The 23,051-nt window shown below is 62.6% G+C and carries 20 protein-coding genes and 3 pseudogenes; 12 read left to right on the top strand and 11 right to left on the bottom strand.

The window, feature by feature from the left end; all coding sequences use genetic code 11:
- The first annotated feature begins 104 nt into the window (after nt 1-104).
- Nucleotides 105-2,024: a molecular chaperone HtpG gene (gene htpG, locus V5B59_RS24525; protein WP_169070628.1), complete on the top strand. Its 1,920-nt coding sequence runs from the start codon at nt 105-107 to the stop codon at nt 2,022-2,024.
- 20 nt (nt 2,025-2,044) lie between these two features.
- A complete protein-coding gene (locus V5B59_RS24520) occupies nt 2,045-2,530 on the top strand; it encodes a DNA-deoxyinosine glycosylase (RefSeq protein ID WP_169070644.1) in 486 nt (161 codons plus the stop codon).
- Nucleotides 2,531-2,617: 87 nt separating this feature from the next.
- Here the strand turns inward: V5B59_RS24520 and V5B59_RS24515 are convergent, their stop codons facing one another.
- Nucleotides 2,618-3,493 carry an HDOD domain-containing protein gene (locus tag V5B59_RS24515; RefSeq protein ID WP_169070629.1) on the bottom strand — a complete coding sequence of 292 codons (876 nt, stop codon included), beginning with the start codon at nt 3,491-3,493 and terminating at the stop codon, nt 2,618-2,620.
- Between the two features lie 122 nt (nt 3,494-3,615).
- Here V5B59_RS24515 and V5B59_RS24510 point away from each other — a divergent pair, with 122 nt between their 5' ends.
- The 8 genes and pseudogenes from V5B59_RS24510 to V5B59_RS24475 all read left to right on the top strand — a co-directional run bounded on the left by V5B59_RS24510 (nt 3,616) and on the right by V5B59_RS24475 (nt 8,926).
- On the top strand, nt 3,616-3,858 hold the full coding sequence (locus V5B59_RS24510; RefSeq protein ID WP_332352442.1) for a hypothetical protein: 243 nt from the start codon (nt 3,616-3,618) through the stop codon (nt 3,856-3,858).
- 29 nt (nt 3,859-3,887) lie between these two features.
- Nucleotides 3,888-5,132 (top strand): Fic family protein, encoded by a 1,245-nt coding sequence (locus V5B59_RS24505; RefSeq protein WP_288130497.1) that lies wholly within the window; start codon nt 3,888-3,890, stop codon nt 5,130-5,132.
- Nucleotides 5,113-5,490: a type IV toxin-antitoxin system AbiEi family antitoxin domain-containing protein gene (locus tag V5B59_RS26435; RefSeq protein ID WP_372703662.1), complete on the top strand. Its 378-nt coding sequence runs from the start codon at nt 5,113-5,115 to the stop codon at nt 5,488-5,490. Before V5B59_RS24505 ends, V5B59_RS26435 begins: the two co-directional genes overlap by 20 nt.
- 105 nt (nt 5,491-5,595) lie before the next feature.
- Nucleotides 5,596-5,760, top strand: a pseudogene (locus V5B59_RS24495) (arsenosugar biosynthesis radical SAM (seleno)protein ArsS); the annotation flags it as partial.
- Nucleotides 5,761-5,815: 55 nt separating this feature from the next.
- Nucleotides 5,816-6,130 (top strand): annotated as a pseudogene (locus tag V5B59_RS24490) (methyltransferase domain-containing protein); the annotation flags it as partial.
- A 114-nt stretch (nt 6,131-6,244) separates the two neighbouring features.
- Nucleotides 6,245-6,511, top strand: coding sequence for an HvfC/BufC family peptide modification chaperone (locus V5B59_RS24485; protein ID WP_169070632.1), 267 nt, complete (start codon nt 6,245-6,247; stop codon nt 6,509-6,511).
- Nucleotides 6,498-8,657 (top strand): FAD-dependent oxidoreductase, encoded by a 2,160-nt coding sequence (locus V5B59_RS24480; RefSeq protein WP_169070633.1) that lies wholly within the window; start codon nt 6,498-6,500, stop codon nt 8,655-8,657. Before V5B59_RS24485 ends, V5B59_RS24480 begins: the two co-directional genes overlap by 14 nt.
- Before the next feature lie 110 nt (nt 8,658-8,767).
- On the top strand, nt 8,768-8,926 hold the full coding sequence (locus tag V5B59_RS24475) for a DUF4124 domain-containing protein (protein WP_169070634.1): 159 nt from the start codon (nt 8,768-8,770) through the stop codon (nt 8,924-8,926).
- Here the strand turns inward: V5B59_RS24475 and V5B59_RS24470 are convergent.
- The gene (locus V5B59_RS24470; RefSeq protein WP_332351228.1) at nt 8,923-10,458 is read right to left on the bottom strand and encodes a DUF6399 domain-containing protein; all 1,536 of its coding nucleotides are present in this window, start codon (nt 10,456-10,458) and stop codon (nt 8,923-8,925) included. The two genes, V5B59_RS24475 and V5B59_RS24470, sit on opposite strands and share 4 nt — an antisense overlap.
- A gap of 189 nt (nt 10,459-10,647) precedes the next feature.
- Here V5B59_RS24470 and V5B59_RS24465 point away from each other — a divergent pair, with 189 nt between their 5' ends.
- Nucleotides 10,648-10,953 carry a glutaredoxin family protein gene (locus tag V5B59_RS24465; RefSeq protein ID WP_332352441.1) on the top strand — a complete coding sequence of 102 codons (306 nt, stop codon included), beginning with the start codon at nt 10,648-10,650 and terminating at the stop codon, nt 10,951-10,953.
- Nucleotides 10,950-11,124: pseudogene (locus V5B59_RS24460) on the top strand (exodeoxyribonuclease III); the annotation flags it as partial. The gene V5B59_RS24465 and the pseudogene V5B59_RS24460, both read left to right, overlap by 4 nt.
- Before the next feature lie 39 nt (nt 11,125-11,163).
- Here V5B59_RS24460 and kefC read toward each other — a convergent pair.
- From kefC to tagH, 9 genes are all read right to left on the bottom strand, one after another.
- A complete protein-coding gene (kefC, locus tag V5B59_RS24455; RefSeq protein ID WP_034911065.1) occupies nt 11,164-12,957 on the bottom strand; it encodes a glutathione-regulated potassium-efflux system protein KefC in 1,794 nt (597 codons plus the stop codon).
- Nucleotides 12,950-13,489: a glutathione-regulated potassium-efflux system oxidoreductase KefF gene (kefF, locus tag V5B59_RS24450; RefSeq protein WP_034911068.1), complete on the bottom strand. Its 540-nt coding sequence runs from the start codon at nt 13,487-13,489 to the stop codon at nt 12,950-12,952. The genes kefC and kefF overlap by 8 nt, the downstream gene beginning before the upstream one ends.
- A 290-nt stretch (nt 13,490-13,779) precedes the next feature.
- Nucleotides 13,780-15,018, bottom strand: coding sequence for an HD-GYP domain-containing protein (locus V5B59_RS24445; RefSeq protein WP_034911069.1), 1,239 nt, complete (start codon nt 15,016-15,018; stop codon nt 13,780-13,782).
- A gap of 21 nt (nt 15,019-15,039) precedes the next feature.
- Nucleotides 15,040-15,435, bottom strand: coding sequence for a type II toxin-antitoxin system VapC family toxin (locus V5B59_RS24440; protein ID WP_034911071.1), 396 nt, complete (start codon nt 15,433-15,435; stop codon nt 15,040-15,042).
- Nucleotides 15,432-15,677, bottom strand: coding sequence for a FitA-like ribbon-helix-helix domain-containing protein (locus V5B59_RS24435; protein WP_169070283.1), 246 nt, complete (start codon nt 15,675-15,677; stop codon nt 15,432-15,434). Before V5B59_RS24435 ends, V5B59_RS24440 begins: the two co-directional genes overlap by 4 nt.
- A gap of 409 nt (nt 15,678-16,086) precedes the next feature.
- Nucleotides 16,087-18,036 (bottom strand): DNA topoisomerase IV subunit B, encoded by a 1,950-nt coding sequence (gene parE / locus V5B59_RS24430; RefSeq protein ID WP_169070282.1) that lies wholly within the window; start codon nt 18,034-18,036, stop codon nt 16,087-16,089.
- Between the two features lie 150 nt (nt 18,037-18,186).
- On the bottom strand, nt 18,187-20,838 hold the full coding sequence (locus tag V5B59_RS24425; RefSeq protein WP_169070281.1) for an FAD-dependent oxidoreductase: 2,652 nt from the start codon (nt 20,836-20,838) through the stop codon (nt 18,187-18,189).
- 23 nt (nt 20,839-20,861) lie between these two features.
- On the bottom strand, nt 20,862-21,335 hold the full coding sequence (locus V5B59_RS24420; RefSeq protein WP_169070280.1) for a Crp/Fnr family transcriptional regulator: 474 nt from the start codon (nt 21,333-21,335) through the stop codon (nt 20,862-20,864).
- A 58-nt stretch (nt 21,336-21,393) separates the two neighbouring features.
- Entirely contained in the window at nt 21,394-23,040 is a 1,647-nt protein-coding gene (gene tagH, locus V5B59_RS24415) for a type VI secretion system-associated FHA domain protein TagH (RefSeq protein ID WP_332352440.1), read from the bottom strand.
- Between the last annotated feature and the right edge of the window lie 11 nt (nt 23,041-23,051).

Here is a 23,051-nt window from a genome sequence, read left to right as displayed (position 1 = left end):
GAAATGGCAAGGTCCGTCCCCATTTGCTGATGCATTGCGCGTGCCTGCTGCTGCTGCCGCCGCATCTCTTCCGCTTTTGATCCACATTTTTCACGGAGTCTCACATGGGTGCACAGAAGGAAACTCTCGGTTTTCAGGCAGAAGTCAAACAACTGCTGAATTTGATGATTCATTCGTTGTACAGCAACAAGGAGATCTTTCTGCGCGAGTTGATCTCCAACGCTTCCGACGCCTGCGACAGGCTGCGCTTCGAGGCCTTGAACAATGCCGGCCTTTACGGTGACGACAGCGATCTGAAGATCCGCGTCGCCTTCGACAAGGCGGCGCGGACGCTCAGCATCTCCGACAACGGCATCGGCCTGTCGCGCGAAGAAGCGGTAGAGCACCTCGGAACAATCGCCAAATCGGGAACCCGCGAGTTCTTTTCGGCGCTGACCGGCGACCAGGCCAAGGACGCGCATCTGATCGGCCAGTTCGGCGTCGGTTTCTATTCGTCGTATATCGTCGCCGACAAGGTGACGGTGGTATCCCGCCGTGCCGGCCTCGAGGCCAATCAGGCGATCCGTTGGGAATCGTCGGGAGAAGGCGATTTCACGATCGAGGTGATCGAGCGGGCGCAGCGCGGCACTGAAGTGACCCTGCACCTGCGTGAAGGCGAGGACGAGTTTCTGTCGAACTGGAAAGTGCGCGAGATCATCCGCAAGTATTCCGACCACATCACCTTGCCGATCGTGATGAAGAAGGAGGAATGGAACGAGGAGAAGAAGGCCCAGGTCGTCACCGACGAAGACGAAACGGTGAACCAGGCTTCGGCCTTGTGGACTCGCCCCAAGTCGGAGATCAGCGACGAGCAGTACAAGGAGTTCTACAAGCATGTTGCGCATGATTTCGAAGATCCGCTGGCGCATGTGCACGCCCGTGTCGAAGGCAAGCAGGAATATACGCAACTCCTGTACATCCCGTCGCGAGCCCCCTTCGATCTCTTCGAACGTACCGCCCGCCACGGCATCAAGCTCTATGTGCGTCGCGTCTTCATCATGGACGACGCCGAGCAACTGATGCCGGTATACCTGCGTTTCGTGCGCGGGATCGTCGATTCCAACGACCTGCCGCTCAACGTCTCGCGTGAAATCCTGCAGCAGTCACGCGACATCGAGAGCATTCGTGGCGGCTGCGTGAAGAAGGTGCTCGGCCTGCTCGAAAGCCTTGCCGACAGCGAAGAACTCGCCGACAAGGAAAAATACGCAAACTTCTGGAAGGAATTCGGCCGCGTGCTCAAGGAAGGCGTCGGCGAGGATTTCACCAATAAGGATCGCATCGCCAAACTGCTGCGCTTTGCCTCGACGCACACCGATACGCCGGAAGAAAATGTCTCGCTCGCCGACTACGTGTCGCGGATGAAGGATGGCCAGGAGAAAATCTACTACGTCACTGCGGAAACCTTCACCGCCGCCAGGCATAGCCCGCACCTCGAGATTTTCCGCAAGAAGGGCATCGAAGTGCTGCTGCTCTCCGACCGTGTCGATGAATGGGTCACCGGTCATCTCACCGAGTTCGACGGCAAGCCGCTGCAATCGGTGGCCAAGGGCGGGCTCGATCTCGGCAAGCTTGAAGATGTGGCCGAGAAGGAAGAGGCCGAGAAGGCTGCCGACGAGTTCAAGGAACTGCTCGGGAAAATCAAGACCACCCTGGGCGACAAGGTGAAGGACGTTCGTGTCACGTATCGCCTGACCGATTCGCCTTCGTGCCTGGTTGCCGATCAGTACGACCTCGGCGGCAATCTGCAGCGCATCCTCAAGGCTGCCGGCCAGCAGGCACCGGCGAGCAAGCCGATCCTGGAAATCAACCCGAAGCACCCGGCGGTACAGCGTCTCAAGTATGAAGAGACCCGCTTCGACGACTGGGCCAATCTGCTGCTTGAACAGGCAACGCTGGCTGAAGGCGGCTCGCTCGAGGATCCGGCGGGCTTCGTCAAGCGCATCAACGACCTGATGCTGGCCCTCTCGCTGGGCAGCGGCCGTTGATCACCGGCGGCGGACCGCCGCTGCTGCACGGTCTGCCGCCGATTCTCGATGCCGGCGTGAGGACGCTGATTCTCGGCAGTTTTCCTTCACCGGCCTCACTGGCGGCAGCGCAATACTATGCGCACCGCCAGAACCAGTTCTGGCGCTTGCTCGGCGCGCTGCTCGGCGAGCCACTGCCCGAACTCGATTACGCGGACAGGCAACGGCGTCTACTCAAGAATGGCATCGGTGTCTGGGATGTGTATCGCCAGTGCCTGCGCCAGGGTGCGCTCGACGCAGCGATCCAGTCGCCGGTGCTCAACGATTTTTCGCGACTGCGTAGCGAAGTGCCGGCTTTGCTGCGCGTCTGCTTCAACGGCCAGACCGCCGGCAGATCTGCTGGCTGGTTTCAGCAGCATGGCTACGAAACCCGGATCCTGCCTTCGACCAGCCCGGCGTATACCCTGGCTTTTGAACGCAAGCTGGCAGCTTGGCGGGCAGCGCTGCCGGGAGACCAAGGGCCATGACCTTGCCCTCCCCTGCCGTCTATTGGAGCCTTGGCCGGTCCCGCCCGGTTGCTCGCTTCTCGGCGAGAGTGGATGTCCGAGGTTCGGCTACGCGAATACGAGCTGCATTTCCTGGGCATCGGATTCGATTTCCGGCAGGATTCCAGCAAAGATCTGGCGGACGACTTCGAATCCGCCACCATCGGGGTCGAACGTCTGATGGAGCCATTCAACATGAGTGCCGGCGAGAATATTGCCGATATATACAATATCTGGCAATGTCAGTACCGTTTCCGGCACCAGCCACGGCTGGTCGTGATCCATGGTGGCGTCGACGATTTCCCCGGGCATACCAAGAGCGCTGAGCAGCGTGACCCCGATGCTTTCATGCCACTGCGCGATAAGGTGCTTGACGGACTCCGGGCTGGCACGCAACTTGGAGTACCGGGCTGCGCGGTTAAGCAAGTAGAAGGCCCCGAGGTCGTGGACCAGGCCGGCCAGCAGAGCCTCATCCTGGTTGATCCGAGTTTGGTTGCGGGCCAGAATGCGAGCACCCGCAGCGGTTTTGAGGGAATGCTCCCAGAGGGCGAGAGCGAGGTCGTTGAAGACCAGGATTTCCTTGGAACGTATGAACTGGCGCATGGCGATGGCCAGTGCCGTGGTGCGTACCACATCGACGCCCAGACGGCTGATGGCCGCCTTGAGATCCAGGGCCGGCGCGTGATGGGCTCTGTAAAGGGATGAATTGGCCAACTGCATCAGCTTGGTGGCAACCAAGGGTTCGCCGCCGACGATGTTGCTGATTCGTGAAATGGGCAGGTCCGGATTCTGCAATGCCTGGCGCAGGCGGAAGGCTGCTTCAAAGCAAGTGGGGAAGGCAAAGTCACCCGCCAGTTCTCGGGTGAGATCCTGGATCATCTGGAAGCCTTTGGCATTCAGTGCTTCTCCAACCGTATCGGCGCCCGGTTTTCGGCTTGCATTCATGAAGTGGTCGGATATGAGGGTTTGTATGGTGCCAGGAAGGGACTCGAACAACAACACTATCTAATTGTTTACGAACACATTACCGACATAATGATCTGACGATCCCTGCCAATTCTACCCCTATGGGAATGATGCTGCCCTATGTCCGCACCCATTCTAGCCGAAAAGATCGATCAGTCAGACGTGCGCCGGCCGGGCAGCAGGAACTTGACGCGCGGCTTTCTGACGAGGCGCACCACTGCTACCGGCAAAAGCCGAAGGACGCCGATGCGGAAGACCTGAAAGGCGACGACCGGAAAGAGGCCGAATGCGACATTTCCGGAGACATATTTGTTTTAACATGGGTGTATCCTGAGGAAAAATAAAGATAGTTTGCAATAGAACCCCGGACATCATGCACGACAAAATATTGCTCAAAGACTGTTCAGACATTTCTCGCCGGATGGACACCGACCGCTTCGGGCCCTTCGTCTTCCAGCCTGGATGCACGCTGTCGGCTGTCGATCTGGCGCTCCAGCGCGTTGAAGACGCGCACGCACGCTTCGTCGCGTCCCTCCTGTCGCAGGTGGTGAACCGATTGGAGCAGGAGGTCATGGTCAGCAGCGTGTTCGGCACCAACACCATCGAAGGCGGCACGCTAACCGAGGAAGAGACCGCCAGTGCCCTGATCCTCGATCTTCGCCAGGTGCAAGCGGTCGAGCAACAACGCGCACTCAATATCAAGGCAGCCTACGACCTGTCGCAGGCCGCCGCAAAAACCCCTGGCTGGTCGCTGACGACAGAATTCATCGTCGACCTGCATCGACTGATCACCGCGGATATCCCGCACGAAGACAATCGCCCCGGCCTGATCCGCGACAACCCGAAAACCCGTTTCACCTATGTCGGTGACGCCGCGCATGGCGGCCGCTACAAGCCGCCGCAATACGGCAAGGACATCGAGCGTCTGCTCTCTGCACTGATCGCCTGGCATGGCGAGCTCGAAGCGGCCGGTGTTCCAGCACTGATCCGCGCGCCCCTCGTGCATCTCTACTACGAACAGATTCATCCTTTCTGGGACGGCAATGGCCGCGTCGGTCGCGTCATCGAAGCCACCTTGCTGCAGGCCGCCGGTTACCGCTACGCCCCCTTCGCCCTGGCGCGCTACTACCTGCAGAATATCGACGCCTACTTCACCCTCTTCAACACTTGCCGCAAGGCCGCCGAGAAAGGGCGAGATGCCCCCAATCAAGCTTTTGTCGACTTTCACCTCGAAGGGATGCGCCAGACCATCAATACGCTGCATGATCGCGTCAATCGACTGGTCAGCATGCTGCTCTACGAGAGCAAGATCCGCCGCGCTCTCGACGATAAGCAGATCAACGCCCGGCAATACACCATTCTTTCCATCCTCCTTGATCGCGGGCGACCACTGCCACTCGACGAAGTGCGGCACGCGCCCTGGTACACCAGCCTCTATCTGAAGCTCAACGACAAGACGCGACAGCGTGATCTGCACCGCCTGCGGGAACTGGAACTGGCTTTCCTCGATACCGAAAATGCACTGTGGCCGGGCTTCGTCGTCCCCAGGAACATCAAGCCGCCAGGCAAGCCGGAACAGGAGAGGGTGTCTCTTGGCGGTGTTCCTTCAGGGTCTTGAGTTCGTCCTGCAGGTGTTCGATGTCGTCGTGGGCAGCAGCTATTTTGGCGACAACGGCCTCGACTTTCGCTGGCTCAATTGTTTCGTCGAGGGGGAGCGTGCCGAATTGGGCGAGCCTGCGGCTGAGCTTGCTGGTCAGCGAGCGCCTGTTGGATCTCTTGATCGCCCCTGCGATCTGGCACCGCTTGGAATTCCCCGGGTTTCCCTGACCCGGGCCGTCCGCCGCGGCCTGCTGGAGCGAATCGGGCATGGGCTCTACGGCTTACCCAGGCGCGACGTCTCGGCCCACGGATCGCTGGCAGGACGGGCAGCAACTGGCGGCCGTGGTCGGCTACTGGTTCGCCTGGTATGCATTTAATCCCGCCACCGAGGTATTTCGCGCCGGCGAAGCATCCAAACCCCGCTGACAGCCTGACTCGGACTGGCGGAAACCGTCGATTTCCGGGAGACTGTAAGAATTCATGAAGACCTGGCCGATCTTCTCGCTGCCAACGTCGTCGAAATCGTCGCCTCGCTGCCCTGCTACCTGGAAGAGAACGTCGACCAACAGCGCGGCGACGGCATCTTCGAAGCCGGCCTGGCCGGTTTGCGCCGGCTCAATGCGCCTGGCTATGGTCTGCCGGGCAGCAGCTGCGGCGATGCGCTCGACTCACATTCGCCCCAGGAGGAAACATGCATCCGACTGCGAGGATTACGGCCAAGCGGTCGTCTATCGCGGCAGCATTCCGCAGCACGCCCAGGCCTTCGTCCTCGACAAGCACCATCGCATCGAAATGGGGCGCGTGTTTCCAGTCTGCGGCAACACCTGGCGCATGCTCAAGGAAAGCCGGCTGGCGCCGCATTTCGATTTCATCGGCGACTTTTCGCACCATTACGGCCTGTTCGAGGGTTGCAGCAAGGCGCTGCCTTTCAACACAAATGCGGGCGCCAATGCGGGCACGAACGCTGCCAACAGCGCTGGTACCGGCAGCAGCGACGAAAGCTGCGGCTGCTGCTAGACGATCCGGGCGATCGAAATCATCCTGGTCGGCATCGCCCTGTTCCTCGCCTTCGACAACGGCGCCAAGCAGTTCGTCATGCCCTGGACTGGGTCGGGCCGATGCCGACCCTGATTGATCGACGCGCTGGCCGACAGTTTTTCGGTCACGCAGGAACCGGTCGGCGGGCAATTCTTCCGCGCCATGACGCGCCAGTTCGTGCGTGCAAATCCGCCGCGTTCACCGGTTTGTCATGGGTCGCGTTTTCAAACGCGGACCTTCCACGTCGGGAACGAGTCGCGACTTTGTAAGTTATTGGCCAACTGCACGACCAATAGGCAAGACCGAAGAGACATCATGTTTGGCGAACCATTTCAGGGAGAACCTCTTGTCATTGCGTAAACTGCTTGTCGTTGTCGCCGTTGCCGTGTTTGTGGCGCTTTATATTGGATTGGATCTGGGGCGTTACTTCAGCCTCGATGCGCTGAAGGCCCAGCAGGTGGCGCTTGATGCCTATCGCCAGGCCCATCCCTGGCTGACCGCCGGCATGTACTTCGTCGCCTACGTCGCGGTGACCGCGCTGTCCCTGCCCGGCGCGGCGATCATGACCCTGGCCGGCGGCGCCGTGTTCGGCTTGCTGTGGGGCACGCTGCTGGTGTCCTTCGCTTCCAGCCTCGGCGCGACCCTGGCCTTCCTCGCCTCGCGTTTCCTGCTGCGCGACTGGGTGCAGAACCGTTTCGGCGAGCGCCTGCGCGCGATCAACGAAGGCGTCGGCAAGGAGGGCGGCTTCTATCTGTTCACCCTGCGCCTGGTGCCGGTGTTTCCCTTCTTCATGATCAACCTGCTGATGGGCCTCACGCCCATGCGCGCCGCCACCTTCTACTGGGTCAGCCAGCTCGGCATGCTGGCCGGCACGCTGGTGTACGTCAATGCCGGCACCCAGTTGGCCGGCATTTCCAGCCTCTCCGGCATCCTCTCGCCGGGCCTGATCGCCTCGTTTGCCCTGCTCGGCATCTTTCCGCTGATCGCCAAGAAGATCGTCGATACCGTCAAGGCGCGCAAGGTCTATGCGCGCTGGACGAAGCCGGCGAAGTTTGATCGCAACCTCATCGTCATCGGCGGCGGCAGCGCCGGCCTGGTCACGGCCTATATCGCGGCGGCGGTGAAGGCGAAAGTGACGCTGATCGAGAAGCACAAGCTGGGCGGCGACTGCCTCAACACGGGTTGCGTGCCTTCGAAAGCGCTGATCCGTTCGGCGAAGTTTCTGTCGCACACGCGGCGCGCAGCGGAATTCGGTTGCCGTAGCGCCAGCGCCGACTTTTCGTTTGCCGAGGTGATGGAGCGCGTGCAGCGCGTCGTGCGCGACATCGAGCCGCACGATTCCGTCGAACGCTACACCGGGCTGGGCGTCGACGTGATCGAAGGCAACGCGAAGATCGTTTCGCCTTGGGAAGTCGAAGTCACGCGCCACAACGGCGCCAGCGAGCGCATGAGCACGCGCGGCATCGTCATCGCGGCCGGCGCGCGGCCTTTCGTGCCGCCCATCCCCGGCATCGAGGAGGTCGGCTACCTGACCTCGGACAGCGTCTGGAATCTGCGCGAACTGCCCAAACGTCTGCTGGTACTCGGTGGCGGTCCGATCGGCTGCGAGCTGACACAGGCCTTCGCCCGCTTCGGTTCGCAAGTGTCGCAGGTCGAAATGCTGCCGCGCCTGATGATCCGCGAAGACCCCGAGGTCTCGGAGCTCGTCGCCGCACGCTTCTGCCGGGAGGGCGTCGATGTGCTGCTCAACCACAAGGCCAAGCAGTTTCTTATCGAAAACGGCGAGAAGATTCTGGTCGCCGAACACCAGGATGGCAACAGCAGCCGCGAAGTACGCATCTCATTCGATGCCGTGCTGGTCGCCGTCGGTCGCGTCGCCAACCTCAAAGGCTACGGGCTGGAAGAGATCGGTGTCGCCACGACGCGCACGGTCGACACCAACGAATTCCTGCAGACCAGTTACCCCAACATATACGCCGCCGGCGACGTCGCCGGCCCCTACCAGTTCACCCACACCGCCGCGCACCAGGCCTGGTATGCGGCGGTCAATGCCCTGTTCGATCCCTTCAAGAAATTCAAGGCCGACTACTCGGTGATTCCCTGGGCGACCTTCGTCGAGCCCGAAGTGGCGCGCGTCGGCCTGAACGAGACGGAGGCGAAGGAGAAGGGCATCGACTATGAGGTCAGCCGCTACGACATCGACGACCTCGACCGGGCGATCTCCGACAGCGAGGCGCATGGCTTTATCAAGGTGCTGACCGTGCCGGGCAAGGATCGCATTCTCGGCGTCACCATCGTCGGCGAGCACGCCGGCGACTTGATCGCCGAGTACGTGCTGGCGATGAAGAACGGCATCGGCCTGAACAAGATCCTCGGCACCATCCACATCTACCCGACCATGGCCGAGGCCAACAAGTATGTGGCCGGAGTCTGGAAGAAGGCGCATGCGCCGCAAGCCTTGCTGGCATGGGTGGCGCGCTTCCATGCTTGGCAGCGGGGAGGATGAACATGAAATTACGCACGCTGCTGCTCGGCCTGTTTCTTGTCGCATCGGCCACGCTCGTCCGGGCACAGAGCAGTGCTATGATTCCGTTGTAATTACCGGAGGATAAAGCCATGCCTACGCTACGTCTCGTCATTCTAAGCGCTGCCCTGCTGACGGCTTCGCTCGCCGTTGCCCAGACCACTTATCGCTGGGTCGACAAGGACACGGGTCAAACCATCTTTTCCGACCAGCCGCCTCCGCCTGGTGCCAAACATGGGCTTCCCACTTAAGCCGGGACAATCTCTAACTTCAATGGGTTATGCACAACCCGGTGGCGGGACTTCCTCGGTAAGGGAAGTTCCCCCATCTGGTTGAGCAGCCAATCGAAAAGATCAGGGAAAGAGGTGCTAAACAGACGTTCGGCTGCGATAGTGCCGTCACTACGTCTCACCCCATAGTTGTGGATAACCGTTAGCGCAGCCAGGCGGCATTTCGTCAGACCTCGCCCGTTATGATACAACTGGGACAAGCGGCCATTGCGCCCTTCGACGGCGGAGGAGCTGCGATGGAACTGTCGCACCATCCATTCCCCCCATTCTAGCCAGCGCTGCAACTCACTCTCGGAGAATCCCGAATGGAACGGGTCTGCTTTCCAGGCCTCTAATGCTCGCTGCCAAGCCTCCTGATACCGTTTCCGGTGAACCCTGTTTTGCGTTTTCCGCATTTGGTAGTGCCAATAGAGTACGGGCAACAGCTTGCTCGTCAGCCATTGCCGAGTCGCTTCATCCAGAGACCAGCCCAGCAGGATTTCTTCTACCCAAAGCCACCAAAAGCTGACGTGACTCGATAAGGCGCCGATCTGGGCACGGAACTTCTTCAGGGCGGAACGGGTATCCTGGATCCCTTGTTGCGCCGCCAGAGTTTCCAGGGCCTGTGCTCGCGTTTCCAGTCCTGCCACTACGCTCTCCGCCGTCGTGCGAGTATTCTCCTCCAGGGAGAAGGGATGGATTTCCTCGGCGATTCCCAGCAACTGCTTCTGGTACTCTTGCTGCGCCTGTTCCACTTGCGCGCGGGCTTCCCAGGCACAGGCCTGTTGTGCCGCCAAAGCCGCCTTTTCCTCGGTACTGGCTCCGCGCGACGGCTGATCAAGGGCCTTCTGGGCCAGTTCGCAGCACTGATCCGCCTTGGCTTTTCGACGTCCCAAGGCCGGTGACAACCAGCGACTGAGGCCATATTGCTCGTGGAACGTATCCGCGCCCGAGGTACACTCAAAGCCTGTGACCGCTAATTTGATCAGGGCCTTCGCCCGGTCACTGATGGCGTGGTTGACTTCGATACCCAGTGCTTCCAGGCGCGGGGTCACCTGGGCAAACCAGGTATCGAAACCCCGGTCCTTCTGAATCGACTCCAGCAATAGGTAGCCCGAGGACAAATCCATCAGCACCAAGATCAGAATCTCCCCAAAGAACGTCTCATCCGCGGCCACCACCGCTTGGCGTGTCCGCGTCGGTACCGAGGCTTCACACTGTTGCTGAAACAGGGGCAACAGCGCTTCCATCCGGCTGAGTTGGGTCTGCAAGGCGCTGGGAGACACCCCCACATGGGTATGAAGGCGGATCAATTGGAAGAAATCCGACAAGGCACCCGCCCCCACATGATGTTGCAGCCCGAACGTGTACAGCACAGCAAATACCAGCAATCTCAGCCATGCCTCCCCCTCTTCGGTTTCCCAAAACCCCGATTCAGGATGTCGGTTCCTACGGGCTTGCGCTTGCAGGTGGCGATGAACACTGCTTTTCGGGCGATGAATTAATTCCCCCACTGCACGCAGGCTTCGTTTTCCCTGGTCTGTAAGTGCGGCAAAAATGACGCGGCTGGTTGTCCGTATGGCTTGAGTCGTAGAGTTTTTTTGTCATAAAACTGATGATACAGGAGATGCGGCAACCAGTTCCCATCTCCTCAGCTCCCTTCATCCTCAGACTCTATCGGTAGCATGACTGTCCCGCTTTAAGTGGGAAGCCAAAAATTCCCGGTCACGCTGTACACGACGGCCACTTGTGTCGAAGAGTGCAAACAGGCCCGCGACATGCTCAATCGACGCGGCATTCCGTTTTCGGAAAAGATGCTGAAGAGTAATGAGGAATCCGCCGAGCTCAGCAAGATACTGGGAAGCGAGGCCGCCGTACCCAGCCTCATCGTCGGTCAGCAAACTTTCAAAGGACTTGATTATGGCGCCTGGAACAACCTGCTCGACCTGGCCGGCTATCCGAAATCAGCCCCCTATGGCGCCAGGCCGTCAGGCACCTTCGCCAGATGAAACTGGCGGCATGGAACGTCAACTCGCTCAAGGTTCGCCTGCCACAACCGCTGGAATGGCTTGCCGCGCAACAGGCCGATGTCATTTGCCTGCAGGAGACCAGGCTCCGAGGACCACAACTTCCCGCAGTAGGCAATTGAGGCGGCGGGTCATCAGGTCATTTTCTCCGGGCATTGGAGATGCCACCCGACCAGAAGGCCATCATCCGACTCAGTGCCAGCCGCGGGCGCTGGTTTTCTGGCGCGCCTCGCGATCGCGGCGCAGGTTTTCTTCGAGTTCTTCGCGGCCACTCTTGGCAATCGCTACCGTCCTGGCTTCGTCGTGGAAGTGCGGCAGCAGGGCCTTGAGCGTGATCACGTTCTGCCGGCGAAAAGCCTCGGCAATCTCGCGCGCCTCATAGGGTTCTACACCCAGTATCGTCAGGGCCGCTCGAGCGCTCTTCAGAGACGACTCGAAGGTCTCGCGTTCGGTTGCGGTCACCCCGCGATCGGCCAGTTCGAGCCAGTGCCGCACGTTGCGCGCACGCGCGACGATTTCCAGGTTCGGAAAATTCTCCTTCACCAGATCGACGAGGGCCAGGCTGTCGGCCACGTCGTCGATCGCGACGACCAGCAGCTTCGCCTTGGCTGCCCCGGCCGCGGCCAGCAGGTCGAGCCGCGTGGCATCGCCATAGAAGACCTGGTAGCCGAATTTGCGCAAGGTATCGATCTGATCGGGATCGTGGTCGAGCACGGTGATGTGGACACCTTGTGCCAGCAGCACACGGCCGACGATCTGCCCGTAACGCCCCATGCCGGCGATGATCACCGCCGCACTATCGTCTTCGATCGCATCGGCTTCGCGCTGCGCCTGCGCGCGACTTGCGGTCAGCCGATCGAATGCGATCAGCAGCAACGGTGTGGCCGCCATCGACAGCGCCACTGCCGCCGTCAGCAGGCCTTCCCAGGCACGCGACAAGATTTCTGCCGCGCGTGCCACGCCGAAGACGACGAAGGCAAACTCACCCGCTTGCGCCAGCAGCGCCGCGAACAGCCAACGCTCGGAGTGAGGAACCTCCAGACGCGGAGCAATCAGCGCGAGCATCGTCCCCTTGACCATGAGCAGACCGACAAGCAGTATCGCCAGCAGGCCGGGACGCGCGATGACCTGGCCGAAGTCGATCGACATGCCGACGGCAATGAAGAAGAGCCCGAGCAGAAGTCCTTTGAACGGCGCGATGTCGCTTTCGAGGGCATGCCGGTACTCGGAACTGGCCAGTAACACCCCCGCCAGGAAAGCGCCGAGTGCCATCGACAGGCCGGCTCCAGCCATCAGCTGGGCGATACCGATGACCAGCAACAAGGCGAAAGCGGTGAAGATCTCGCGCACTTCGGACTTGGCAATCAGACGCATCAGAGGCCGCGTCAGAAAGCGACCGATGATCACGACGCCAACGATCGCGGCAATGGCTTTGCCGGCGCCCAGCCAGCCGCTACCCCCTTCACCGCCGGCCGCACCAAGAAACGGCACCAGGGCAATCAGCGGAATCGCCGCAATATCCTGGAACAACAGCACGGCAAAAGCGCTGCGGCCGACGGGTGCCGTCATGACGTTACGCTCGTTCATCGTTTGCACGGCGATTGCCGTAGACGACAGTGCCAGTGCCAAGCCGGCGGCGAGTGCTGCCTGCCAGTTCAGACCGAGCGCGACCAGGCCGAGCGCGAGGGCCGCGCCACATACCGCCATTTGCAGCGTGCCACCACCGAACACCGCAAGGCGCATCTCGACCAGACGCTTCAACTCGAGTTCGAGCCCGATCAGGAACAACATCAGCACGACGCCGAACTCCGCGAAATGCAGCGTCGATTCGACTTCACCGACCAGCTTCAGGCCCCACGGACCGATCAGCCATCCGGCAATCAGGTAGCCAAGAACCGAGCCAAGGCCGCTCTGCTTGGCGATCGGTACGCAGACGACCGCCGCGCCGAGGTAGACGAGGGCATCGCGCAACAGGGGGTCAGCCATGTTCCACCTCCGCAGCAAAGGCGAGCAGCCGCTGCCGATACTGCGCAGCATGCTGTTGCAGGGTGGCATCATCGATCAGATGCGCGCCGTGCACGACTTGCGGTGGTAGCCAGTGCATGCCGCAGAAACGCGCGGTCATTTCCAAGGCCGGAGCGAAGGCGGTGAACGGAAAGCGGTGCGTTCCCTCTGGCGAGTAGCCCTCCGAGGTTGCGCCGGTGGTCGTCACCCACAGGCATGATTTGCCGACCAGCGCGGTGCCGCCTTCGCCGATCGCCCAGCCTTCCGTGAGCACCGTGTCGAACCAGAGTTTTTGCAGAGCCGGTGCCGAGTACCACATGCATGGGTGCTGCCAGACGATCAGTCGAGATTCGATCAGCAGTTTGCGTTCGGCCGCGACATCGATCTCGAAATCCGGATAGCGGTCGTACAGCGAGCGGACGATCACGGAAGGTACGGAGCGCGCCGCTTCCAGCAGCGCGCGATTGGCGCGTGACCGCGCCGGATGCGGATGGGCATAAATCAGAGCGATCAAGAGGAATCCTCAGCAAAGGGTCTGGCACATTCGGCAGGTTTCTGCTGCTCCCGGTTCCCCAGGACAGGCATGGCCTGTTAATGTGAAAGTCGCGTATGTGACTCACGAATCTCCCCTCCCCCTCGCGGGGGCGCAGGCGGGGTTTCGCGGAGCACCGCTCCGCGCCGCCGCAGCAGGCCCGCGATGCAGCGCGGGCCGTGGAAGGGGTCGGGGGAGAGGGAAACTGTCATGACTTCATGATCCCGGCGGCGATTGCTGGCGCGAGCGTGCTTGCTGCGGCATGCCGCAGTTCATCCACCAGGAGTCGCCGGCAACGGCAGCGTCGCCGCCCGCCAACTGCCATCGAGATCGTCGCAAGCCAGAGCGACGATCTCGCCATCGAGAACACCACGCTCGACGAATACGCCGAGAAGCCGCTGAATCTCGTCAGCGGGTTGCGGACCGCGGTAGGGACGCTCCTGTGCCAGCGCCTGGAAGACATCGGCAACGGCGACGATGCGCGCCTCTGGCGAAAGGCGGGCAGCGCTGCGCCGGAACGGATAGCCGTGTCCGTTGAGCGCTTCATGATGGAAGCCCGCCCATTCGGCAACCTGTTCGAGGCCGGGGATATGCCGCAGGATCTGGTAGGTCTCGAAGCTGTGCCGCTCCATCACCGAGAACTCCAGTGGCGTCAGGCGAGCACGCTTTTCGATGATTTCATCGGGCACACACAGCTTGCCGACATCGTGCATCAGGCCGGCGACCTCGACCATGGCCAGCGAATCGGCAGCCAGTCCCAGCCCTTGCGCCAGATGACGGGCGAGCTGCGCGACGCCGATCGAGTGCGCCGCCGTGAAGTGGCTCTTGGCATCGACGATCGTCGAAATCAGACGCGCGACGTGGCCGAACTGCGGGAAATCGATCGTTACCCGCCACTCGGACAGCGGCAAATCGTTGAGATAGGTCTGGACGTGCCGCGGCACCAGAGCTATCCAGAAAGCTTCCCGGGAAGCAGCGGCGGCGAATGCTTCGACCGCTGCCGGCAGCAGTTCGCGGCCAGCCAGCGTGGAGATCGTCTTGACGATACCGCTGCCGTTGAACAGCGGGTTGTCCAGCCCGCGTTGCAGCAGCATCGCATCGACGCGGTCGCCGAGCAGGATCAGGTTGCTGTCGAGCGCATCGACCTCGTCGAGGTCGCTAGACAGTTCCACCCAAGGGGTATGGTGGTAGCGAATGGCCTTGGCAACCTGCGACAGGTGGGCAAAGGGCTGCAGCAATCGATAGCCGGTCTCGCAGTGTATGTGCCGGTCCTCCCAGTCGGCTTCGCTCAGCAGCCGCCGTTGCACCGCGGTAGACGAAACGCCGAGGTCGTGCAGCAGGCAGCCGCAGACCAGCCGGTCCAGCCGTCCTTGCGACAAGCCCATGACCAGTCCAGTCTCGCGTGCGATCATCGCGACGCGTTTGCCATGCTGGAAGTCATTGACACCGACCAGGTCAAGCGCGTCGGACAGCGCCAGAATGGCGCTCTTCAGATCGATTCTCAGGGTCATCGCGGGTCAAGCATGTGCGCGTCAGCCGATAGGCAAAGCCAGCGCACGAGCCGGGAATGCATGAAGCAGCTTCTTGTCCATGGTCACGAGACTGATGCCGAGCTTTGCAGCCAACGCGATGAATTCGCAGTCGTACGCCGAACAATCACTGTCACGAACAAACGCGAACACGCTTGGCGAATCGACCTCGAACTCTGAACCAGAAAGCAATTCTTCAGCTTCGCTCTGCAGGCGTTGCGCCTGCTCAAATGTCAGATCCCCTCGCCGCAAGTACCCCGCCAGAATGTTTCGGAACTCGCTACGCCAAAGTACCGGCGCAGCCCATTCCGGGTCGCGCGCAAGCAACGCTTCAGCCGCCGCCGAATGCTCACATGGCAAGTACAGGTAAGCAAGCACATTGGTGTCAACAACGATCATGAACGCCCTTCCCGCTTCAAGGCATCGATGTCGTGCGCCGAGAACTTCTTCGGAAACAAGGCCGAGCGCATTTCACGCGCGCGTGCGAGTCGCTCGCCGGGAGTCACTGTCGTCGGCACGAGAACGGCCTCAAGGCACACAATGGCTTCGCTGTTCATGCTGCGGCGATGCTTCTCGGCCGCGGCCTTCAGTCGCTCGTACACCGCATCAGGGATGTTCTTCAAGGTCAGGGTCGTCGGCATTGCTCACTCCAGCCAAAGTGCAACCATTATGGTTTCACGCAGACGCTCCGTCAAGGCAGGCGCCACGAACGTCGGCTAACGGTCATGACTTTTCCAGGTACCCCCGATCATGAAAGTCATGACCGTTTCCCTCTCCCCCGACCCCTTCGACGGCCCGCGCTACATCGCGGGCCGGCTGCGGCGGCGCGGAGCGGTGCTCCGCGAAACCCCGCCTGCGCCCCCGCGAGGGGGGAGGGGAGATTCGTGAGTCGCTGACGCGACTTTCACATTAACCCGGCCATCTGGCGCTTGCGTCCGCTGGGATTGGCGCGTGATCGTGCCGGATGCGGATGGGCATCGATCAGGGCGATCAAGATGAATCCTCGGAAACGGGTCTGGCGTCGAATCTTTCCTTGCTGGCAGAGCACCCTCAGACCTCTGCGCCGATCAGGGCACCGTTTTCTTCCATCCACGCGCGCCGGCCGGCCGACTCGCCCTTGGCCATCAGCATGTTCATCACCGGCCTGGCGGCCTCGGCGCCAGGCATGCGAATGCGCATCAGGCGGCGCGTGTCGGGTGACATCGTTGTTTCCCAGAGCTGCTCTGGGTTCATTTCGCCGAGTCCCTTGAAACGCGAGATCGACACCGCCTCCGGCTTGACTCCCTCGAGTCGCAAGCGGTCGATCGCTGCTTCGCGCTCGTCGCTGTCGAGCGCGTAAATCTTGCGCGGCGGGCGCGTCTTGCCCTGGCCGGGGACATCGAGGCGATACAGCGGCGGTTGCGCAAAATAGAGATGGCCGTTCTCGATCAGCTTCGGAAAATGGCGGTAGAAGAGCGTGCACAGGAGAACCCGGATATGTGAGCCGTCGACATCGGCGTCGGTCATGATCACCACCTTGCCGTAGCGCAGGTTGAGCAGCACCGAATCGGGCGCGTTCGCCGGGTGTGGATCGATGCCGAGCGCCACCGCAATATCGTGCACTTCGCGGTTGGCAAACAGGCTGCCGGCTTCGACCTCCCAGGTATTGAGCACCTTGCCGCGCAGCGGCAGGATCGCCTGCAGTTCCTTGTCGCGCCCCGATTTCGCCGAACCACCGGCAGAGTCCCCCTCGACGAGAAAAATCTCGTTGCGGCGGGTATCCTCGCTCTGACAATCCGAGAGCTTGCCGGGCAGGATCGCCACCCCGGTCTGCTTGCGCTTCTCGACCTTCTGGCTTGCCCGCGTGCGCGCCTGTGCCGCCCGGATGGCGAGTTCGGTGATCTTCTTCGCTGCTTCCGGATGCTCGTTGAGCCACAACTCGAAGGTGTCGCGAACCATGCGTACGACGAGCGCCAGCGCATCGCGCGAGTTCAGTCGTTCCTTGGTCTGCCCCTGGAACGAGGGATCGAGCATGCGCACCGCGAGAACGAAGCTGGCACGCGAGAAGACGTCTTCGGCGGCGAGCTTGACGCCCTTGGGCAGCAGCGCGTGGTGCTCGGCGAAGCTGCGAATGGCGTCGAGGGTCGCCTGCCGCAGGCCGGCCTCATGCGTGCCGCCGGCAGTCGTCGGAATGAGGTTGACGTAGGATTCGCGCGCCAGACCGCCCTCGGCAGTCCAGCAGATCGCCCAGGAGGCACCCGATCCAACCGGGAAGTTCTCGTCGCCCCGGGTCGCGTACTTCTCGCTGCTGAACACCGGCGCCACCACTTCCCCTTCGATCTGCTCGCTCAGATACTGCAGCATGCCCTTGGCGAAGCACCATTCGGTGGTCGCGCCATCCTCGACGCTCAGGGAAACCTGCAGGCCGGGCAAAAGCAGCGCCTTGCTGCGCAACAGGCGTTCGAGCTGTGCCAGCGGGATCGCCGGCGAGTCGAAGAAGGTCGCGTCCGGCCAGGCACGCACGCGCGTGCCACTGGCTTTTTTTGGTGCGTCGCCGACCCGACGCAGCGGCTCGACGACATCGCCCCCGGCAAAAGCCATCTGATGGCGCGCGCCGTCGCGAACCACTTCGACCTCAAGCCGCGTCGACAGGGCATTGGTCACCGAAACACCAACGCCGTGCAGACCGCCCGAGAAGCGGTACGCCGAAGCCTGATCGTCCTTGTTGAACTTGCCGCCGGCGTGCAGGCGGGTAAACACCACTTCGACGGTCGGCACCTTTTCAAGCGGGTGCATTTCCACCGGAATACCCCGCCCATCGTCCTGAACCGTGACCGAATGATCGCGGTGGAGGATCACCGTGATGCGCTTGCAATAGCCCCCCAGCGCTTCGTCGGCGGCGTTGTCGATTGCTTCCTGGATGATGTGCAGGGGGCAATCGGTACGCGTATACATGCCGGGGCGATGGCGCACCGGCTCCAGCCCCTTGAGGACAGCAATCGATTCTGCGGTATAACTCATTACGCTTATTTCTCCAGCAGGCCGCGTCGGCAGATTGCGCGCCAGCGGCCAGGGACAGTTTTCCGTATTGCAGAAGCCGGCATCGGTGCAGACGCACCGCCCGGCGCTTGCGGCAGTCCACCGCTTCGCCAGATCGAGATCAATCCATACTCAATCCTTGATCAGCCTGGCCAGACCCGACAGATCTCCACGCCGCAAATCCGCCCGGATCGGCGTCAGGTCGACTCCGGCTTGCACGACACGAGTGAAGTCCTTGGCCGAACGTGGCGGGCCAACGTACAACGCGCCTACCAACTCGCCCCGGCGCAGGATCAGGCGCCACCACGCCGCATCGCCGGGGCCGGCAGTGTATTCCTCATCATCAGGCTTGGCAGCAATTTCACCAAAGCTGCGCAGATCGATCCCGTCGCACTTGAGCTGCAGCACGATGCGTGGCGCCTGATAGGGCTGCTGCCGACCGAGCAGTGCATTGGCGGCCGTTGCCGCCTGGGCGGCGCCGACGGTCCACAGGCCGCCAACGGCACCGGGCAGTTCGGCGACGTCGCCGACGGCGTAGATGTCGGGGTCGCTGGTGCGCATGCAGGAATCCACCTGGACGCCGCGGCCGACTTCCAGACCGGCAGCGCGGGCCAGTTGCGCGTTGGCGCCGATGCCCAGGCAGGCGACGAACAGATCCGCACGGGCGCAAGGTCCATGCGCCAGCCAGGCGGCGCGCAGCGTCTCGCCCTGGCCTTCCCAGCGGCTGATGGCGACGTCCGTGAGCACCTGGATACCGATGCCTTCGAGGTAAGCGGCGAGGCGGGCGGCGCCCTGGCGGTCGAGCTGCGCGTTCATCAGCCGGTCCGATCGCTGCAGGAGCGTGACCTGCAGCCCGAGGTGGTGCAGGGCATCCGCCGCCTCGACGCCGAGTACGCCGCCGCCGACGACCAGCGCGCGGCGTGCCCGCCGCAGTTGCACGTAATTACGCAGTGCCTGCGCGTCCTCCGCCGAGCGCAGGACGAAGGCGTTGTCGAAGGACAGGAAGTCGGGGTCCGGTGTCGTGCAGTGGGCACCGGTGGCGAGGACCAGCTTGTCGTAAGGCAGCGATTCGCCGGTGGCCAGAAGAACGGTCTTGCTCTGCCGATCCACCGAGCGGGCGATCGAGTTGCGCCAGACCTCGACGCGGTTCCTGGCGTACCAGTTGTCGGGAATCAGTTGCAGTCCGTCCATGCCGGTGCGGCCGTAGATCAGTCGGCCGATGGCCATGCGGTTGTAGAAGTGGAGCGGTTCGCTGGTGATCATGTCGATCTGCAGCGAAGCGCTCAGGCGGCGTAATTGTTCTGCGGTGCTGGTGCCGGCGATGCCGTTGCCGATGATCACCACCCGGGAAACGCCGGCAGCGAGCGCATGGTCCACTGCCGGCGCGGCGGGTGCTGCTTCGACAGGTTCCGTGGTGGAGGCGTTCGGGTCGCGGTCGATGAGCACCGGGCCGCTGACCCGACACATGCACGCCAGTCGTGCCTTGCCTTCCAGGCCGAGTCGGCGCAGCGTCGCCAGTTCGTCATCGCCGGCCGGTGACAGATGCTTGCTGCCTGCGCACACCACCACCGCGTCGGCGCCGCAGAGGCCGGCGCGGCAGCCATAGTTGATCTTGAGACCGGCGCTCTCGATGGCATCGAGAAGGGTCGCGCCTTTCGGGACCGGAAAGGCGACCTTCGTTTCCCGGTCGGTCACCTCCGCTCCCTGCTTGCCACCGAAGCGGGTATGCATCTGCGTCTTGCCGCTCGCCTCCGGCACGCGCTGCGCAGGTTTGGCGGCGGCTTTCGCGAACAGGCCTTCGGCGTACAGGCTGGCGCCGAGCAGGAGCAGTCCGCCGACCACGCCGACACCGCGACTGAGCATCGTCAGCCATTCCGGCGCCGCGAAGGACAGGAAGTAAGAGAGGGTTGCGAGCACGATGGGGCCGCCGAACCAGTAGAAGATGGCCAGTGCGACGGCGGCGAAAACGGCCGCGACGCGATGCGGCGAGAGGGGAAAGCAGCTGGTGGCGATGGCATACAGACCGGCGGACGCGCAACAGGAGCCGAGCAGGATCGCCAGATAGAGTTCATAGCCATAGGTCTGCGTCGGCCCCTGCAGGAAATAGGCACCGATCAGCCCCGGCAGCAGGCCGATGAACAGTCGGCGCTGACTGGCGTAGCGCGGGTCGGAATCGACGAGGTCGGCAAAGATCGCGCCGCGCGGATTGAAGTCGTAGCAGTTTTTCTGGCAGCCGACGCAGGTCGGGCAATAGCCGTTCGGGACGACGACCAGCGGCGCATGGCCATAGGTGCGCTGGATCGGCCCCAGCGGGCAGAAAGTGCCGCACCAGCCGCTGCGCCCGGCAAACAGCAGGCCGCCGACGAAGGCCGCGATGAGCACGCCAACGATGCCGGCAGCCACCAGTCCGCCCTCGTGGTTGAGGACTGGCGAGCGGGCGGCGACGCAGGCGATGAAGATGGCGACAGCGATGAGAAAGGCACGGTCTTTCCATTTTCCGGGCAGCGGCTGGCTGCGGCTGGCGCCGGTCATGCGCGGAATCTGGTTAAGGAAGGCCATCGGACAGAGCTGCCGCCAGAGTCCGGGCGCAATCACCAGCACCGCTGGCAGAACCGGAATCGCCAGACCCCACCAGAGCTTGAGCCCGACGGCGGGAGCGACCGTCAGCAGGACGGCAAAGCCGAGGGTGGCGAGCAGCGTGAGGACGCGCAGGATCTGCCACACTGGCTTGGGCAGGGCGGAGCTGCGCTTGGTGTAATTGGCGAAGAAGTGCTCGGGGCTCATGGCATGGTTTCGCGGATAAAGGCTCAGCATGCCGCCTGCAGCTGACGCAAGCGCCGGCTCGTGTAGGCCGCGAGATCCTGAAGCAGGGCAATGGCCAGTGCGGGTCTCCACGCCGCCAACTGCGCGAAGGAAGCCCGCCGCAAGGCAAGCAGCTCGGTGCTTTGCAGGGCGGTAGCGGTGATCGCGCTGGCTTCGCCATCGAGGAAGGACGAGATGCCGAACACTTCACCTTCCACGAGTACGTCCACTTCCCTCTCGGCCTTGCCGGTTTCGCCAGCGGTGATCCGGACGCTGCCGGAAACGATGATCAGCAAGGCATCGTTGCGCTCGCCGGCGGCGATGATCCGGCTGCCGGTGGCAAAGCGCAATTCGGCGACGAAGCTGTCGAGGCTGTCGAGCTCATCGTCCGAGAATTCGCGCAGGACCGGCCGCAGGCTGGCCGGCGGGAGGTTGTCGGTGACTTGTTCGTTCGGATTGGTGTAGCTGAAAAACTTCATCGGAGCCTCCCTGCGCGCGCGTGCCGGCGCTGAACAATGTAATGACGAAAAGCTCGCATCAATGGTCTTCCCGCTGTTCGCTACGAATCGTTTCGCCGGCGAAGGCCTCGATGAAGGAGCGAACCGGTCGGTGTGGCTGCAAGGGTTTGCGGCTGCCCCAGCGTTCGACATAAATGTCCCACAGCCTGGCTTTGCGCGAACCGAGCAATTGGCCGATGCGATTCTCGGCCGACACGGCCCGGTCGATGGCCTCGGGTGCCAGTTCGTTTGCCAGTACCTGCGCAGCGGCCCGGACGGCGGCATCCGTCTGCCGGAAGTGCTGGCCCAGTTCGGCCAGGCAGGTCTGGAAAGACTGGTGGCTGTCCAGGTAGGCCCGCCGGGGCGGGCCGAACAGCACGCGCAGCGCTTCCTCGCTGCTCGGCATGATGCTGAGCGGATTGCTGGGGCCGGCGCGCGCGCCTGGCGGCTGGTCGATGGCGGCATTGCGCAAGGCCAGCCATTGCCGCATTTCCTCGGTGATCAGCAAGATCAGTTGTCCCAGTCGTTCGCCCAGCGCGGCGGCATCGGTTTCGTCGAGGTCCTCCGGCGACAGCCCGAGTCCCCTGGCCATGCCGGCCAATACGCGGTCGGGCGGCGGCGCCGGTGGAGGTGCGTCGGCGGCAGCAGGAGAGGACGAAGAGACGGCAACGGCGGCTTCCGGAACCGCCATGGTCGCTGCCGGATCGGTGGACGGCATCGGCAGCGGTGTCTTGACCACCCGCGCCAGACGGGTCATGCCGTCGCTGGCCGCAGCAACTCTCTCGGGCGTCGTGTCGGCGCCATGGCCGCCTGGCGTCGGGGTGACCGGTGGCAGATCGGCGAGTAGTAATGCCGGGTCTCCGCCGCGCCGCGCCGCGCCTGCAGGACGCACTGCTGCCACCGGAGCAGGGGGGGGTTCGGCCGCGGCCGAGAGAACTGCGGGCTGGTCGATGCCAGGGCCAGTGGCGCCAATTGCGGCAGCGTTCACAATACCGGTGATCCGCGCGGTAATCAGGTATGGGCCAATCAGCAGGCGGTCTCCGTCGCGTAGTGTATGGCTGCCACGGATGCGCTCGCTATCGTCATTGACGAAGGTGCCATTGGAGGAGGTGTCCTGGACAACGAAAACGCCGTCCACGCAGCGGATCATGCAATGGTTTCGGGAAATCCCCCCGCTCCGGTCCGCCAGCGTCCAGTCGGCGCTATCGTCCCTTCCGATCCTGAGCAATCCTTCGCGGCCCAGCGTTTTCGTCAATGGCTGCTGGTCGGCAGGCGTCGCCTGGTTCTCTATCGTCAGTCGCAAAAGGGGTTCGGCGGCTGGCCGGAGGAGCATGCGGGTCTGCTCGTCGTGGCTGGCAGGCTCGCCGTCATCGGTGACTTCGACCCGGATGAGATATGCGCCGATCAGCAAGCGCTCGCCGTCCTGCAGGGCGTGCGGACTGGTCAGCCGGGTATTGCTGGCGTCGATGAAGGTGCCGTTCGTCGACAGGTCGTAGAGCAGGTACCCTTCCGGCGATCGACGGATCTCGCAATGCCTGCCCGACATCAGCTGGCTGGGATCGGGTAGCGTCCAGTCCAGTCCCTGCGCGCGTCCTATGCTGAGGCTCTCGCGGTCGCCGAATTCGATGCTCGCAGGAGCGGTGGCTGGCAGATCGCTGGTATTCTCCAGTGTCAGGCGAAGCTTCATGAGCAATCCCC

It is taken from the genome of Candidatus Accumulibacter contiguus (assembly GCF_036625285.1).
GTDB classification, from domain to species: Bacteria; Pseudomonadota; Gammaproteobacteria; order Burkholderiales; family Rhodocyclaceae; genus Accumulibacter; species Accumulibacter contiguus.
The sequence above is the reverse complement of the archived record's forward strand: the minus strand, read 5'-3'. Positions and strand labels throughout refer to the sequence as shown.